Origin of the sequence: Sporomusa termitida (genome assembly GCF_007641255.1) — a bacterium.
Classification (GTDB): domain Bacteria; phylum Bacillota; class Negativicutes; order Sporomusales; family Sporomusaceae; genus Sporomusa; species Sporomusa termitida.
Genome location: NZ_CP036259.1, coordinates 2,882,208 through 2,897,798, shown reverse-complemented (window position 1 = coordinate 2,897,798; position 15,591 = coordinate 2,882,208). Strand labels below are relative to the sequence as shown.

The following is a 15,591-nucleotide window of genomic DNA, read 5'->3' as shown; positions in this document are numbered from 1 at the left end:
ATGAAAAGAGGTTGATTGATGAGGAAAGTGTTAAACGAGAAATTAAAAGAATCGGTCATGGCTGTTGTTCCGATAGGCGCGATCATTTTGGCACTGCATTTTATGGTCGCATCGCTGGCACCCTGGACGCTCGGGATGATGCTGGTCGGCATGGCAATGCTGTTTGTGGGGCTTGCGCTTTTTTCCATCGGCGTGGAACTTGCCATGATGCCCATTGGCGAGCATGTAGGGGCCGCATTGATTTCGTCGCGCAAACTGCCGTTGATCATTATCTCCTTGTTCGTTTTCGGCTTTATGGCGACCGCGGCTGAACCGGACCTTTCCGTGCTTGCCAATCAGGTAGCTTCGATTCCCAAAGTTAATCTGATTGCCGGTATCAGCGTGGGCGTAGGCGCATTTTTGGTGCTGGCCGTATTACGGGTGCTTTTTGACTGGCGCCTGGGGCGCGTGTTGGCGGTAGCATACCCCCTTGCCTTCATCATCGCGATTTTTTCGAGTGATTATCTCGCCGTGGCCATCGACTCGGCAGCAGTCACCACCGGGCCGGTCACGGTACCCTTCCTCCTTGCCATTGGCGGCGGGTTCGCGGCTGTTTCCAACAGCCGGCACGCTGAGGAAGATAATTTCGGTATTAGTTCAATTTGTTCCGTAGGTCCCATTATTTCGGTGCTGATATTGGGCATGTTCTATGATTCGTCGGACACACAGTATCTTCCCGCGTAGGCTGTCGAAATCACAAACATGTCCGGTTTGTTCAGTATGTTTGGCTGGGCCATGTGGCATACTCTGCTTGAAGTAGCCATCATCCTGGTGCCAATTTTGGGGATGTTTTTAATCTTTCAGATCACGAAACTGAAGCTTTCCCGCATTGAACTGATCAAGATATTCGTAGGGCTCATTTATTTATTGGTGGGGCTTACCATATTCCTGTCCGGGGTGAACAAGGGGTTTATGCCCGCAGCGGTTGCCTTGGGCGAGGCTATAGGCCAGCTTTCCTATAATTGGATTCTGATACCCATCTCCTTGGTCATCGGCGCCTGCGTGGTGCTGGCAGAACCGACGGTTTATGTGCTGGTAAATCAGGTGAGAAAGATCACCGACGGGGCGATATCCCGGAGGCTGCTGCTCTCTGCCATGGCGCTGGGCGTCGGTATCGCCATGAGCCTGTCGATAGTGCGTATTTTAAGCGGCCTTTCCATCTGGTGGTTTTTGCTGCCGGGGTATACCATTTCCCTTGCGCTCACCTTTTTTGTACCTAACATCTTTGTGGGCATTGGCTTTGACTCCGGTGAAGTGGTCACAGGCGCGATGAGCGCGGCGTTTGTCATTCCCTTTGCCATTGGCGTATGTTCAGTGATTCCAGACCGCAATGTGGTTGTGGATGCTTTCGGCATTGCGGGCTTAATCACCATGATCCCGCCCATTATTATACAAACAATAGGCCTCATCTATAGCAACAAACTGAAAAAGGCCAAGGAGCTGGAGGCTGCTGGCCAGGAAGCATAGCGCCGGAACAACTGAGGCAATGTAGCAGCCTAAAAGGAGAGGATTATCGTTATGCAATTGGAAAAACACAGTCATTTGGCGATCAGCCTTCTATGGGTAATATGCGACTCGAACCGGCGCGAAAAAGTAACAAATATCCTGAAACAGTACGAAACCTTCTGCAGCCTGGTTACTCATGGAAAGGGCACGGCTAACTCCAAGATTTTAAATTATCTTGGCTTGGGCGAATCGGAAAAGGTGGTCTTTTTTAGCATCCTGCCTACAAATACCGCCTGGGAAATAATGGACAAAATAGATGAGAAACTGGAAATGAAAAAACCGGGGAATGGAATATTGTTTATAACGCAGGTACATCAGGGATGCTACCGTAAGCCTGTTGAATTTGTTAGTAATGCAAACGGAGGGGTGACGATGGGGCAAGATTCTGCGCATAATCTAATTATAGTGGTGCTTAACCGCGGATACAGCGAAGACGTTATGGATGTGGCCCGGGCGTATGGTGCCAAAGGCGGCACGGTACTGCACGCGCGCAGTTGCGGCATGGCGGAAATGGAAAAATTTTTTGGGGTGACAATCGTCCCTGAAAAAGAAATGCTGATGATCGTGGCCCCGAACAGTGCTGCTAATGCCATCATGACCGGCATTGCTGAAAAAGTCGGTCCCACTACTGATGCGTGCGGGATTTCTTTTTCATTGCAGGTAAACGGTGTAAAGGGCATCCAGACAGCCAAATTAGAATAGCGCTAGCAACAGATCCACTAGTGATTCCGGATAATGATAAATCCCTCCCGGGTATGGGAGGGATTTATCATTATCAAGAGACACTGTCAAAAGTTGATCGTGCCATTTTCTTCGCTGCTAGTTGATAAGAGCGTGCAGACTGAATTAAGTCGTTCTATATTGAATTTGGCTTTTATCACTCTTGTTTAGCCAAATTTTTAGTGGCAAACTTAAAGATACTGTTAAGCCATTTGTAGATTGTTTTTGATTCTTTAGTCATTAAAGGCCCTAATATCGCCAGCAGCAATACATACAAAGCTGCAAAGGGCTGTAAAATCGGCAGCAATCCGCCTGCTTTTCCCAGATTAGCAGTAATGATGGAAAACTCGCCGCGGGAAACAATGGTGAGCCCTATATTGGTAGAAGCTTTCGCTGATAAACCCGCAGTTCTTCCAGCCAGTAAGCCGGCAACTAAATTACCGATAATAGTGATAACAACCGCGCCAAGGGTCAGCCAAAAAGCTCCTAAAAGATTAAACGGATCAATCGACAAGCCAAAGCTGAAAAAGAACATGGCGCCGAAAAAATCCCGAAAAGGCAAAATTATCCGTTCAATTCTATGTATATGCTCGGTTTCCGCAAGAATCAAACCAGCCAAAAGAGCGCCAATAGCCTCGGCAACATGAAGGGTTTCGGAAAAGCCGGCAATTAAAAACAGTAGCGAAAAAACCATCAGGATAAACAACTCATTAGACTGAACGGATAAAACCCGATTTAAAAACGGTGTAATTTTACGGCCGACGACCAGCATTCCCAGGATATATATCAGGGCAACTGCGGCAGCGCCGATAATTCCCATGAGCGAGGTAGCACCACTCAGCAATAACCCGGACAGAATTGATATATATACTGCCAGAAAAATGTCTTCCACCATAATAATCCCCAAAATCATTTCCGTTTCGGGATTGGCGGTACGTTTTAGGTCAACAAGCACTTTGGCTACGATGGCACTGGAAGAGATCGTTGTGATCCCGGCTATAACCATAACTTCTTTTATTGAAAATCCGGCGGCCATAGCGTACACTAACCCTAATGTGAAATTGATCGCTAAGTAGATCGTACCGCCAATGGCGATGGAGCGCCCGGCGCTAATCAATCGCCCTACCGAAAACTCCAGCCCCAAATAGAACAGTAGAAACAAAATGCCCATTCTGCCCATGAAATGGATGGTTTCAGCGCTTTCAATAAAACGGAAATCCACAATCCCGACATGGGGGGCGTGAGAACCGACTAACATACCAACAATGATGTAAAAGGGAACAATCGAAGAGCGAAGCTTGTTGGAAATCAACCCGGCACAGGCTAGGAGAGCAATCGCCACGCCTATTTCGAATACTAGTATTTCCATACTTATGATTCCTTGTGAATCAGGAGATTTTTCAAAGCCTTAATTTGTTTTCGATCTCCGGCCACCACCAGCATGGCATCGGCTTTAAGAATATGCTCCGGTCCCGGACTAACCGTCTGCGTTTGGTCCTTTTCCACAATCGCAATAATCGTTGCGCCTGTTTTTTGACGGATATCTAACTCACCAATACATTTACCGATGCAAGGCGAGCTGCTTTCTAATTTATACCATTCAATAATCAAATCATTCAAAGCCATCTCAATTGTTTCCAATGCTTTGGGCTTATATGTCATACCGCCAACAATGGCAGCAACTTGCCGCGCTTCGTCATCCTCAAGTGTAAAGGTCGAGATCATTTCATCCGGATCTTTGGGATCATACTGATAAATCTCCCTGCGACCGTCATCATGAATCACAAAAACCAATAGATCCCCTCCGCGCGTTAACATTTGATATTTCTTGCCAATTCCCGGAAGATTAGATTCTTTAATACTAAACATGTAATTCCTCCTAAGTTATAACATAATTTCATTGTATTAATTTTATGTAGAAATTCTCTAGATAAATGAAGATAATTACTAGCTTTTGGTGGTATTATTATATATAAACACTTAATAAAAGTCAAATAAAGTTAGTTGCCCCGCGCTGTATTCCAGCCTCTCGCCGGCCGGGATTAAAAGCCCCAGAAACGCAGCCGGTTTAAGCCCCACCGCCGGCGTAAGCGCAAGGATCAGGCAGGCTTGCTCAGCCAATGGCGGCAACTCCATTCACTTGGTTTGGCGGGCGGTTAAGCCAGGAACCGGGCTTAAACACTTGCAAAAAGACAATATCAGGGCAATTTTTCCTGTACAGGAATGGGCAATAATGTCCGGCCGGCGTCAGGCAGCTTAGGCCGGGCCTCTTTAGGCCGGCTGCCAAACTCCGTCATGTACGTCCAGTACCGTTTGGGCATATGGCTCATGCGGCAGGTTGGATTATACCGCCCCTCAATCGCGATGGTATCATAAAATAGTTGCCAGAGTTCACGAAACCGTTGTTCCTCGGCATCTGCTGCCGGCAGATCAAGCGAACTGATGGGAATGACGGCCGACTGGTAGGGCTGATATACCAGTCCCATGCCATGGGTTTTATCATAGATTAAAAAGCGTTCTTCCGGATAACGTTCACAAAAATGCTGCGTCAGCAGCGGCAGTACATAATTTTTGGGTTCGATCTCACCGACCAGGACGTTGCTAAAAATGGAAAAACGCAGGAAGCCTTTAAACAAATGACTTTCCCGCTCTAAATGTTTTACCGCCCTGCAAAGTGTGCCGACCACGTTATCGGTCAGCATATTCATCACCGACGGGCCGTTGCGGTAGCCAAGCCGCAGGAAGAGCAGGATATACAGCTCTTTTTGCCCCAGGCAGGTTAAAAAGGCCTGTTGGATAAAGACCAGCGCTGCCGGGCCCAGTTTTTGGGGAATAGAGGCCAGTACCCGGCCGGCTTTTTGGCTGTCAGTTGGAATCTCTTTGGTCGAAAAGAGCAGCGGCTGAGCTGTAGCCGCTACCAGGATATCAACGGGAATTTCTTTTTTTTCGTAACTTTCAAAGACACAGCACAATAAACCGTCAAAGCTGCCGTCATAGCAGTAAATCAGATCAGACCCGGCCGGCATTGTTGCTAGCCTCCTGTGGTAGGGGGCGCAGCGCCGGCTGGTGAAAGAGCGAGAGCTGTTCCGGCCGGCTGGCAAATTGGGAATGATACAGTTCCAGTGTTTTAGCCGACAGCAAAGAGCGGAGCATGGCATTAGGGGTGTTTTTTATGCCGTCGGCGGTTTTGCCGGCGCAGGTGATAAAATACTGCGCCCGTTTGAGGACAACCCCCAGCTTTTTCAGGTTGTCGAAATGGAGGGAGGTTGTACGGCGGGCGGTTACTATCCGCTGGGCGCTGGTTACGCCGATGCCCGGTACCCGCAGTAAGTCACGGTAGGAAGCCCGGTTAACCTCCACCGGGAAGGAATCCATATGGTGAAGGGCCCAGTTGCATTTAGGATCAAGATAGGGATTGAAACTTTGCTGCTGCTGATCAAGCAGTTCGTCAGCAGCAAACCCGTAAAACCTGAGCAGCCAGTCGGCCTGATAAAGCCGGTGTTCGCGCCACAGCGGCGGGGCTGTATCCAGGGCGGGAAGGAGGCTGTCCACAGCTACCGGCATATAGGCGGAGAAGAAAACCCGTTTCAATTGATATCTTTTGTACAGATTTTCCGTCAGGTTTAGAATCTGATAATCGGTGTCGGCCGTAGCCCCGATAATCATCTGGGTGCTTTGGCCGGCAGGAACAAATTTGGGTGCATGGCGGTACTTTACTATATCCCGCGAGTTCTCCCGGATCCGGTTCTGAATATGACCCATAGGGGTAAAAATGGCATGCTTTGACTTATCCGGTGCCAGCAGCTGCAAACTGTTTTGCGAGGGTAATTCGATATTCACACTCATCCGGTCGGCCAGCAGGCCCAGACGGGTAATCAGGGCACTGTCGGCGCCGGGAATCGCCTTGGCATGAATATAACCGGCAAAGCGGTATTCCTCACGCAGGATACGCAAGGTCTCTATGATCTGTTCGCAGGTGTAGTCCGGATTTTTCAGCACGCCGGAGCTTAAAAACAAGCCCTCAATATAATTGCGGCGGTAAAAGTTGATAGTCAGTTCAGCTAATTCCCGGGGTGAAAACATGGTTCGCGGGGTGTCGTTTGAGCGGCGGTTAACGCAGTATTTACAATCATAAATGCAGATATTGGTCAGCAGCACTTTGAACAGGGAAATGCAGCGCCCATCGGCGGAAAAGCTGTGGCAGATGCCACAGGCGGCGGCACTGCCGATACCGCCGGCGGCGGCTTTTTTATTTACGCCGCTTGAGGTGCACGCCACATCATATTTTGCCGCATCGGTTAAGATCTTCAGTTTGTCGAACACATCCACATTCATCAGCTCCTTGCATGCTCTTATTATACCCGAGAACATACGTTCTAGTAAAGAGGGATAATAATATTTTAGCAAGCAGAGGCTTATAGAAGCAGCTGACTGGCGGGGTTGAATTTTTATCGGCATTCAGACCAGCTGGCTGCGGCAGCGACGGCGCTGAACCAGGCCGTTATTTCTGCGCAATGAGATACTGCCAAAATCGGTCCAGACAGGCCGGCAGCAGCGACTGGCGGCAAACCGCATAAAACTGGCGCTCGATTACCGGTATCGGCAGCGGCAGGGAAATTAGCCGGCCGGACATAAGCTCAGCCTCAACCGCCCACGAAGAGATAAAGCCTACGCCGATTTTATTCAGGATAGCCGCTTTTACCGCCTGATTGCTGCCGGCTTCCATAACAACAGTAAGCTCGTCCCGGTTAATGCCAAAGCGGGCCAGGGCATCCAGGGCTGAGCTGATGGTGCCTGATGATTTTTTTCGTAAAATAAACGGCAATGTCAGGACCCAGTCTTTTATCGGGCTAGCGCCGGCCACTGATTGATAGTCTGGGTGGGCGACAAGCAACAGTTCGTCCGTCCAGAGCGGCTGGCTGATCAGGCTGTCGTCCGGCTTGGTGCCGACTACAGCAATAGGGAATTCACCCCGCCTAAACTTTTCCAGGATGGTATGACTGTCGCCGGTTATGAGCGATATGCTCAGGCCGGGGTTGCTTTTCAGGAACTGAGCCATTAGCGGCGGGAGGATATAATCGGCGGGGATTGTGCTGGCACCAAGCAGTATCCGGCCGGCCGAACCCTGGGCCATGGCTTGAATTTCTTTGCGGGCAGCGGTCGTCAGGTCATTTATTATCCGGGTGGTCTGATACAGTCTTTCGCCATATATGGTTAAGGAAACACCTTTGGATGTCCTGAAGAACAAGGGGCAGCCAAAACTTTTTTCCAGGTTATCAATGTGAAAGGAGACTGTGGGCTGAGTGAGTTCCAGCCTTTTGGCCGCAGCAGAAAAGCTTCCCTCTTCAGCAACATAGGAAAACACAGTTAAAGATTGGATATATGACATGCGCTCACCTCAACAATTTAGTATGGTGTTAATAATTCGTAAGCAGGGATAAATTATCCTGTTAAAGCCTGGCCGGGGAGGAATATATTTGTTTATATATAATATTTATGGTGGTATTAAAAATTTTCTGTATATGGGGTGAGGGAATTGAACTGGTTGATTATTGTCACAGGCGTAGTTTTTGGTCTCGGGGCGGTGTTGCTGGTCAAGTTTGGTAATCCCGGCAATTATGGTTTTTGTGCCGCCTGTCAGTTGCGGGATATTGCCGGTGCAGTGGGGCTTCATAACACAGCCACCCTGCAGTATGCCCGGCCTGAGATTCTGGGGTTCGTCCTTGGCGCTTTTGGTCTGTCCCGCGCTGGCGGCGAGTTCAGAGCCAGGGGCGGCTCCAGCCCGCTCGTGCGCTTTGTGCTGGGAATGGCGATGATGCTGGGGGCGCTGGTGTTTTTAGGCTGTCCCCTGCGGGCCATCCTGCGGGTGGCCGGCGGCGATCTCAACGGCATCACCGCCCTGGCCGGCTTTATTGCCGGTATTGGGGCCGGGATCCTATTCCTGAAGCGCGGTTTTAATCTGGGACGAGCCTATACCTATACCGGCGGGAGCCGGGTGACCGGTTATCTGGCGGCAGCAGCGGCCCTTATACTGCTGATTGGCGTAAGTATGGAAGCGGGTTTTTTGCACTTCAGTGTCCAAGGGCCAGGTTCTATGCATGCTCCAGTCATACTGAGCCTGGTCGCCGGTTTGGCCGGTGGTGTCCTGGCCTGGCGTACCCGGATGTGCCTGAGTGGCGGTTTTCGCGATTTTATGCTGGCCGGGGATACATCGCTGCTTAAAATCTACGGGGTTATGTTCGCCGCCGCCCTCGCCGGCAACCTGTATTTCGGGTTCTTTAAGCTAGGCTTTGCGAACCAGCCGCTGGCTCATACCATGCATATCTGGAATTTTCTTGGTCTGTTCCTGACCGGTCTGGCAGCCACGCTGGCCGGCGGTTGTCCGCTTCGTCAGCTGATACTGTCCGGCGAGGGCAGTACGGATGCAATGTTTTGCGTGCTCGGCATGCTGGCCGGGGCCGGTATAGCCCATAATCTTAATGCGGCCGGTTCAGCGGCCGGTGTCGGCATCAACGGGCAGATTGCCGTCATAGCCGGTATTGCCGTAGTTGCCGGCATTGGCTGCCTGTTCAGGGAAAAACTTGTACCGGCAGGTAAAGGAGTTTGATAAACCGTGGCGAATACTCTTGACGTACGGGGTCTAAGCTGCCCCCTGCCGCTGCTCAGGACCCAAGCCGCGCTGGCTGACAGCAGTGTCCGCATCCTGGCGGCTGAGCCTGGAGTTAAAGAAAAAATAATAAAATATGCCAGGTCGCAGAAGCTTCATGTTGAATGAGCCGGGGCCGGCGGTGAATATACTATTAACATAGCCAAATAGCGGTCAATGATGTTGCCGGTTTTAGAAAGGGTAGATATATGCTCAGTTGTGTCATTACATTTCCGTCCGTCTATCACGCCTTCCGGGCTAAAAAAATCTTAAGAGAGAACGGTATCCTGGCCGAATTAATCCCGGTGCCGCGGGAACTGAGCGCATCCTGTGAAGGCCTGGCCGCTCAGGTTGCCGAGCACGAGGTTGACAGGGCCGTTGAGGTATTGGGGGCTAAAGGGATTGCCATGCTGCAAAAGGGTGTTAAGCTGATTCAGGCCTATTGAAATTGAGAGTAAATGCAGTATTCGTGAGAGTCTGGGCAACAGGCTCTTTTTTCTTTCCCGGCGACAGGAAAAAGGGAAGCGATGGAGAAAATAAATATGTTTACCCTACTCTGATTGAGGGAGGAAGCTATGAATAAAATTTATGACCGCCTGAACCCGGCCCAGCAGGACGCTGTCGCCCACACCAACGGACCGCTCCTGATTATGGCCGGGGCCGGTTCAGGCAAAACCAAGGTATTGACGAGCCGGATTGCCAACCTGCTGGCGCAGGGGGTGGCGCCTTACAATATTCTTGCTATCACCTTCACCAACAAAGCCGCTGCGGAAATGAAGGAACGGGTAACAAGCCTTGTCGGTCCGGCGGCCCGGGATATCTGGCTGAGTACATTTCACGCCTTTTGTGCCAAATTCCTGCGGATAGAGATTGAAAACCTGGGCGGGTACAACCGCAATTTTGTTATTTATGATGCCAGCGAATCCCAGACACTTATCAAGAACTGCATTCGGGACCTGAATCTGGATGATAAGCAATTTACCCCCGGCGGTGTCCAGGCTACGATCTCGAATGCTAAAAATGCCCTGCAGGATGTACGGGAATTTACCTCTCAGGCCGATAATTTCTATAACCTCAAGGTGGCTGAGGTATACAAGCTGTATCAGAGCAAACTAAAAGTACATAATGCCCTGGATTTTGACGATCTTTTGATGCTGTCGGTTGAATTGCTGGAATATAATGCCATGGTTCGGGAAAAATATCAGGATAAGTTCCATTATATATTGATTGACGAATATCAGGACACGAACCGGGCCCAGTATCTGCTGGCCCGGACCCTGGCGGCCAAATACCGCAACCTGTGTGTTGTCGGCGATGTTGATCAGAGCATTTATGCCTGGCGGGGAGCGGATATTCAAAACATCCTGGATTTTGAAAAAGATTATCCTGATGCCAAGGTCATCAAACTGGAACAAAACTACCGGTCGACGCAAACGATTCTGGATGCTGCCAATGCGGTTATCGAAAACAACTGCAACCGCAAGGCCAAGTCATTGTGGACCGATAATCAGGCCGGTGATGCAATCACTCATTACCTGGCCATGGATGAGCGGGACGAGGCCCGGCATATTGCCGATACCATCATTAAGCTGAATACGGTATACCGCACACCTTATAAGGATATTGCCATCCTGTACCGGACTAACGCCCAGTCCCGGGCGATAGAGGAAGGCCTGCGCAACGGTGCGATCCCCTATACGATGGTGGGCGGGCTGCGCTTCTATGACCGCAAGGAAATTAAAGATATCATGGCCTATGTTAAGCTGGTGTTTAATCCGGCCGATGCCATCAGCCTGCTGCGCATCATCAATGTGCCGCGCCGGGGCATTGGCGACACTACCATTGGGCGTCTGGCCGATTATGCGGCCCACAACGAGGTGCCGCTGTTTGATGCCGTATCCAATCCTGACCTGGTTCCGGGCCTTACCGCCCGGGCCAAAAATCAGCTGGAATCATTAGCTGCCCTGATTTTCAACCTGATGGCCTGCCAGCATACCCTGGCGGTAGCCGACCTGCTGGAAAAAGTGATGCGCGATTCAGGGTATCTGGCGGAGCTGGAAATCGACAGTGACCCTCAGGCGGAGACCCGGATTGAAAACCTGAAAGAACTCAAAAGTGATGCCAAAAAATTTGCCGAAAATGAAGAGGATAACACCCTGGAAAATTTCCTGAGCCATGTGGCCCTGTTGACAGATACTGATAAAGCGGAAACCGGTGATGACAAGGTTACGCTGATGACCCTGCATTCGGCCAAGGGCCTGGAGTTTCCCACCGTATTCCTGGCTGGTTTGGAAGAGGGGATTTTCCCTCATGTCCGCACCCTGATGAATGAACAGGAGGTCGAGGAGGAACGCCGGCTGTGTTATGTCGGCATTACCCGGGCGGAGCGCAAATTGTTTGTTTCCAATGCCAGACAGCGTATGATCTATGGTAATTCGGTATGCTACGCGCCCTCCCGCTTTTTGGATGAGATTCCACCGGCGCTGATTGAACGGTATGCGCCCCGGCGCCCCGGCTATTTAGCCCCTGTGCCCGGCCGCCCGGCCGCCGCAACCGTGATGCCGTCCCGGGCGATGCCCAAACCGGAGCTGATTTTGCTCAAGGACCAGGTTCAGTCTGGGGCTCAACCTGTCAATACCGACTGGAAGCCGGGGGAAAAGGTCTATCATGCCAAGTGGGGCACAGGCACGGTTGTTGCCGTCACCGGCAGCGGCAGCAGCCTGCAGCTTAGTATTGCGTTTCCTAATGAAGGCATAAAAAAACTGCTGGCCCAAATGGCACCAATCAGCAGGCTGTAATATACTCTTTGCGGGGGTTAACAATGTGAAGACAGAGATACCGGCCAGCCTGGCGGCTGCAGCGCAAGCCATTGAGGAATTAAAAAAGACGATTCACTATCACAGTCACCGTTATTATGTACTTGACAGCCCTGAACTCAGTGATGCCGAATACGACCGTCTGCTCAGGCAGCTTATTGACATTGAGACCGCTTACCCTTCCCTCATAACGCCTGATTCACCAAGTCAGCGGGTGGGCGGGGCGCCGGCCGGCGGCTTTGAACGGGTTGCCCACCTGACCCCGATGTTTAGTCTGGGCAATGCTTTTTCCGCGGACGAGCTTAAAAGCTTCGATGCCCGGGTCAGAAGCGGGCTTGACAGTGATGAGGTGGAATATGTTGTTGAACTTAAGATAGATGGTTTGGCCATGAATCTGGTGTATGAGAATGGCAGGTTAGCCCGGGGGGCTACCAGGGGCGATGGCACCTATGGCGAGGATGTAACAACAAATATCCGCACCATCCGGTCGGTGCCGCTGGTTTTGCATGCTGCCGGCAGGATGCCGCCGCTGTTGGAGGTGCGGGGCGAGGTATTTTTACCCAGACGTGAGTTTGACCGTCTCAATCAGCTCCGGGAAACTGCCGGTGAAGCCCTGATGGCTAACCCCCGGAATGCAGCCGCCGGCTCCATCCGCCAGCTTGACCCGAAAATCACGGCTGAGCGGGCGCTGGATATCTTTATGCACGGTTTGGGGACCGAAGAGGGGCTGGGAGTGGCAACCCATGCGGCCATGCTGGCAAAGCTGCAGTCCCTGGGCTTTAAAATCAATCCTCATTACCGGCTGTTTACTAATATTGACGATGTTGCCGCCTATTGCGAAAGCTGGTCCGAAAAGCGGATTGACCTGCCCTACGACATTGACGGCCTGGTGATTAAGGTCAACAGCCTCGCCAGCCAGCGCGTCCTGGGGTCCACGGCCAAGGACCCGCGCTGGGCCATTGCCTATAAATTCCCGGCCGAGCAGGCCACCACGGTTGTGGAAGATATCTTTGTCCGGGTCGGCCGTACCGGGGCCCTGACGCCAACCGCGGTTTTGCGGCCGGTGCGGCTGGCCGGCAGCACTGTCAGCCGGGCTACGCTCCACAATGCCGATTATATTGCAGAAAAAGACATCCGCATCGGTGATACGGTGGTTGTCCATAAAGCCGGCGAGATTATTCCCGAGGTGATAGCAGTTGTGACTAACCGCCGGACAGGCAGTGAATTACCCTTTGTTATGCCGTCTGTCTGTCCGGAATGCGACCAGCCGGTTGAGCGTGAAGCCGGCGAGGTGGCCCATAAATGTGTCAATTCCCGCTGTCCGGCCCTGCTGCGGGAGGGGCTGATTCACTTTGTTTCCCGGGATGCCATGAATATCGACGGTTTGGGGCCGGCGGTCATTGCCAGCCTGCTGGCCGCGGGGCTGGTACGGGATGCCGCCGATCTGTACCGCCTGCAGCCTGCAGCTTTGGCCGCTCTGGACCGGATGGGGGAAAAATCGGCCCAAAATCTGGTGACCGCCATTGAGGCCAGTAAAAAGGCCGGTTTAGCCCGCGCCCTCTTTGCCCTTGGCATCAGGCATGTCGGGGCTAAGGCCTCGGCAATCCTGGCCCGGCGGTACGGCGACATTGACAGGCTGGCGGCAGCCAGTGCGGAAGAACTGCTGACAATCGACGAGATTGGTCCCAAAATTGCTGAAAGTGCGGCCAGTTATTTTGCTGATCCTGTCAATTTGGCTTATATTGAAAAACTTAAAGCCGCCGGCATTAAACTGACGGAAGAGACGCAGGCGGTAAGCCAGGAACTGGCCGGTAAAACTTTTGTCCTGACCGGTACGCTGTCGATGGCCCGTAAAGAAGCCGAAGAGCTTATTACCGCCTGCGGCGGCAAGGTGTCGGCGGCTGTCAGCAAAAAGACCAGTTACGTTGTTGCCGGTACCGAGGCCGGCAGCAAGCTTGACAAAGCGCAGGCACTGGGAATTACGGTTCTGGACGAAGAACAGTTCCGGATGCTGGTACAAAAGCCGCAGGCATGATATAATATCTGTTATTGAAAATATTGGCACGTTTTGCCTTGAGGAAGGGGATTTTATGAAAATTGACCGCCAAGCTGTTGAAAATGTAGCCCTCTTATCCCGGCTGGAGATGGCACCTGAGGAACTGGACGCCTATGCCGTACAGCTTAACGCTATCTTAGAATATGCAGATATCTTAAATAAGCTTGATACCGATGGCGTTGAGCCGACAGCCCATGTGCTGCCGCTGCAAAATGTCATGCGTCCGGATGCGGTCAAGCCTTCATTGCCGCAGGCACTGGCCTTGGCCAATGCACCGGAGGCCGAGGACGGCTACTTTAAGGTGCCGAAGATCATGGAAGGGTAAGGATTGGAGGTCAGAACAGTGAAATTGTTTAAACAGACAGCACATGCCCTGCATTCTATGCTGGTAAAAAAAGAAATATCGGCCGTGGAGCTGGCGCAGAGCAGCTTGGCCAGAACCGATGAGGTTGAGCCTACCATACGTTCTTACATAACCGAGACCAGAGAGCAGGCGCTGGCTCAGGCTGCTGCCGTCGACGCCAAAATCGGGCGGGGCGAGGCGATCGCGCCGCTGGCCGGCATCCCCGGTGCCATTAAAGACAATATCTGCACCCGCGGGACCAGAACGACCTGTGCTTCCAAAATTCTGGCCAATTTCGTTCCTCCTTATGATGCCACGGTCGTAGACAAGCTGGCCGCCCAGGGGGCTGTTGTCACCGGCAAGGCCAACTGCGATGAGTTTGCCATGGGTGGCTCCACGGAAAACTCGGGCTTTTTTGTTTCCCGCAACCCCTGGGATACCGACCGGGTTCCCGGTGGCTCCAGCGGCGGCTCGGCCGCGGCGGTGGCCGCCGGCGAAGCGGTGTGGGCTCTGGGCTCGGATACGGGCGGTTCCATTCGCCAGCCTGCCGCCTATTGCGGCAATGTCGGCCTGAAGCCAACCTATGGCCGGGTTTCCCGCTACGGTTTGGTGGCTTATGCCTCGTCGCTGGATCAAATCGGCCCGATTACCCGGGATGTTACCGACTGCGCCCTGGTGCTTAATGCCATTGCCGGTTATGATGCCAAGGACTCGACTGCCATTAATATCGACGCCCCCGATTATACCCGGGCGCTTGTGAATAATGTTAAAGGTCTCCGGGTCGGCCTGCCTAAAGAGTATTTCGGCACCGGTATTCAGCCGGAGGTTGCAACCACTATCAAAAAAGCGGTTGATCAGCTGATCGCCATGGGCGCTGAGGTTAAAGAAGTGTCCCTGCCGCACACCGAGTATGCCCTGCCGGCCTATTACCTGCTGGCCCCGGCTGAGGCCAGCTCCAATCTGGCCCGGTATGACGGCGTGGGCTTTGGCCACCGGGCGCCAGGCACTGATATTATCGACATGTATAAGAAAACCCGCAGTGAAGGCTTTGGGCCGGAGGTAAAGCGCCGCATTATGCTGGGCACCTATGCCCTCAGCTCCGGTTATTATGATGCCTATTATTTGAAGGCCCTGCAGGTCCGGACCCTGGTCAAACAGGACTTTGACCAGGCCTTTGCCGAGGTTGATGTACTGGTTACGCCGACGGCGCCGACTACGGCCTTTAAAATTGGCGAACTCAGCGACCCCCTGGCAATGTACCTGCAGGATATCTTCACCATCCCGGTTAACCTGGCCGGTCTGCCCGGGATATCCATCCCGTGCGGTTTTGTTCACGGCCTGCCTGTCGGCCTGCAGATTATCGGCAAACCGCTGGCTGAAGCTGCAATTATCCAGGCGGCTTACACCTTGGAACAGGCTAATGATTACCATACGCGTTTTGCGCCGCTGGGGGAGGTTTAACGCC

Annotated in this window: 16 protein-coding genes; 10 read left to right on the top strand and 6 right to left on the bottom strand. The window is 52.2% G+C overall.

Annotated features, from left to right (window positions below):
• The first annotated feature begins 18 nt into the window (after positions 1 to 18).
• From SPTER_RS13730 to SPTER_RS13720, 3 genes are read left to right on the top strand one after another with little or no spacing between them, the layout of a single operon-like run.
• On the top strand, positions 19 to 723 hold the full coding sequence (locus tag SPTER_RS13730; RefSeq protein ID WP_144350906.1) for a DUF1538 domain-containing protein: 705 nt from the start codon (positions 19 to 21) through the stop codon (positions 721 to 723).
• Positions 724 to 741: 18 nt separating this feature from the next.
• Positions 742 to 1,506 (top strand): DUF1538 domain-containing protein, encoded by a 765-nt coding sequence (locus tag SPTER_RS13725; RefSeq protein ID WP_144350905.1) that lies wholly within the window; start codon positions 742 to 744, stop codon positions 1,504 to 1,506.
• 51 nt (positions 1,507 to 1,557) lie between these two features.
• The gene (locus SPTER_RS13720; protein ID WP_144350904.1) at positions 1,558 to 2,247 is read left to right on the top strand and encodes a P-II family nitrogen regulator; all 690 of its coding nucleotides are present in this window, start codon (positions 1,558 to 1,560) and stop codon (positions 2,245 to 2,247) included.
• Between the two features lie 175 nt (positions 2,248 to 2,422).
• Here the strand turns inward: SPTER_RS13720 and SPTER_RS13715 are convergent, their stop codons facing one another.
• The 6 genes from SPTER_RS13715 to SPTER_RS13695 all read right to left on the bottom strand — a co-directional run bounded on the left by SPTER_RS13715 (position 2,423) and on the right by SPTER_RS13695 (position 7,654).
• Positions 2,423 to 3,634: a cation:proton antiporter gene (locus tag SPTER_RS13715; protein WP_144350903.1), complete on the bottom strand. Its 1,212-nt coding sequence runs from the start codon at positions 3,632 to 3,634 to the stop codon at positions 2,423 to 2,425.
• Positions 3,635 to 3,636: 2 nt separating this feature from the next.
• On the bottom strand, positions 3,637 to 4,134 hold the full coding sequence (locus SPTER_RS13710) for a cation:proton antiporter regulatory subunit (RefSeq protein WP_144350902.1): 498 nt from the start codon (positions 4,132 to 4,134) through the stop codon (positions 3,637 to 3,639).
• Between the two features lie 111 nt (positions 4,135 to 4,245).
• Entirely contained in the window at positions 4,246 to 4,386 is a 141-nt protein-coding gene (locus tag SPTER_RS24795) for a hypothetical protein (RefSeq protein ID WP_170233272.1), read from the bottom strand.
• A gap of 77 nt (positions 4,387 to 4,463) precedes the next feature.
• Positions 4,464 to 5,291, bottom strand: coding sequence for a TIGR03915 family putative DNA repair protein (locus SPTER_RS13705; protein ID WP_144350901.1), 828 nt, complete (start codon positions 5,289 to 5,291; stop codon positions 4,464 to 4,466).
• Entirely contained in the window at positions 5,275 to 6,594 is a 1,320-nt protein-coding gene (locus tag SPTER_RS13700; protein WP_144350900.1) for a putative DNA modification/repair radical SAM protein, read from the bottom strand. The genes SPTER_RS13705 and SPTER_RS13700 overlap by 17 nt, the downstream gene beginning before the upstream one ends.
• A gap of 172 nt (positions 6,595 to 6,766) precedes the next feature.
• Positions 6,767 to 7,654 (bottom strand): LysR family transcriptional regulator, encoded by an 888-nt coding sequence (locus SPTER_RS13695; RefSeq protein ID WP_144350899.1) that lies wholly within the window; start codon positions 7,652 to 7,654, stop codon positions 6,767 to 6,769.
• 147 nt (positions 7,655 to 7,801) lie between these two features.
• On the opposite strand from SPTER_RS13695, the gene yedE reads away from it, so the two are divergent.
• The 7 genes from yedE to gatA all read left to right on the top strand — a co-directional run bounded on the left by yedE (position 7,802) and on the right by gatA (position 15,587).
• On the top strand, positions 7,802 to 8,872 hold the full coding sequence (gene yedE, locus SPTER_RS13690; RefSeq protein WP_144350898.1) for a YedE family putative selenium transporter: 1,071 nt from the start codon (positions 7,802 to 7,804) through the stop codon (positions 8,870 to 8,872).
• 6 nt (positions 8,873 to 8,878) lie between these two features.
• Positions 8,879 to 9,040, top strand: a complete 162-nt coding sequence (locus tag SPTER_RS13685; protein WP_144350897.1) for a sulfurtransferase TusA family protein — start codon at positions 8,879 to 8,881, stop codon at positions 9,038 to 9,040.
• Positions 9,041 to 9,120: 80 nt separating this feature from the next.
• Positions 9,121 to 9,357 (top strand): putative Se/S carrier protein, encoded by a 237-nt coding sequence (locus SPTER_RS13680; RefSeq protein WP_144350896.1) that lies wholly within the window; start codon positions 9,121 to 9,123, stop codon positions 9,355 to 9,357.
• A 129-nt stretch (positions 9,358 to 9,486) separates the two neighbouring features.
• Positions 9,487 to 11,709: a DNA helicase PcrA gene (gene pcrA, locus SPTER_RS13675; protein WP_144350895.1), complete on the top strand. Its 2,223-nt coding sequence runs from the start codon at positions 9,487 to 9,489 to the stop codon at positions 11,707 to 11,709.
• A 25-nt stretch (positions 11,710 to 11,734) separates the two neighbouring features.
• Positions 11,735 to 13,762 carry an NAD-dependent DNA ligase LigA gene (ligA, locus tag SPTER_RS13670; RefSeq protein ID WP_144350894.1) on the top strand — a complete coding sequence of 676 codons (2,028 nt, stop codon included), beginning with the start codon at positions 11,735 to 11,737 and terminating at the stop codon, positions 13,760 to 13,762.
• A gap of 55 nt (positions 13,763 to 13,817) precedes the next feature.
• Complete coding sequence (gene gatC, locus SPTER_RS13665) at positions 13,818 to 14,108, top strand: Asp-tRNA(Asn)/Glu-tRNA(Gln) amidotransferase subunit GatC (protein WP_144350893.1); 291 nt, start codon at positions 13,818 to 13,820, stop codon at positions 14,106 to 14,108.
• 18 nt (positions 14,109 to 14,126) lie between these two features.
• The gene (gene gatA / locus SPTER_RS13660; RefSeq protein ID WP_144350892.1) at positions 14,127 to 15,587 is read left to right on the top strand and encodes an Asp-tRNA(Asn)/Glu-tRNA(Gln) amidotransferase subunit GatA; all 1,461 of its coding nucleotides are present in this window, start codon (positions 14,127 to 14,129) and stop codon (positions 15,585 to 15,587) included.
• Positions 15,588 to 15,591: the final 4 nt, after the last annotated feature.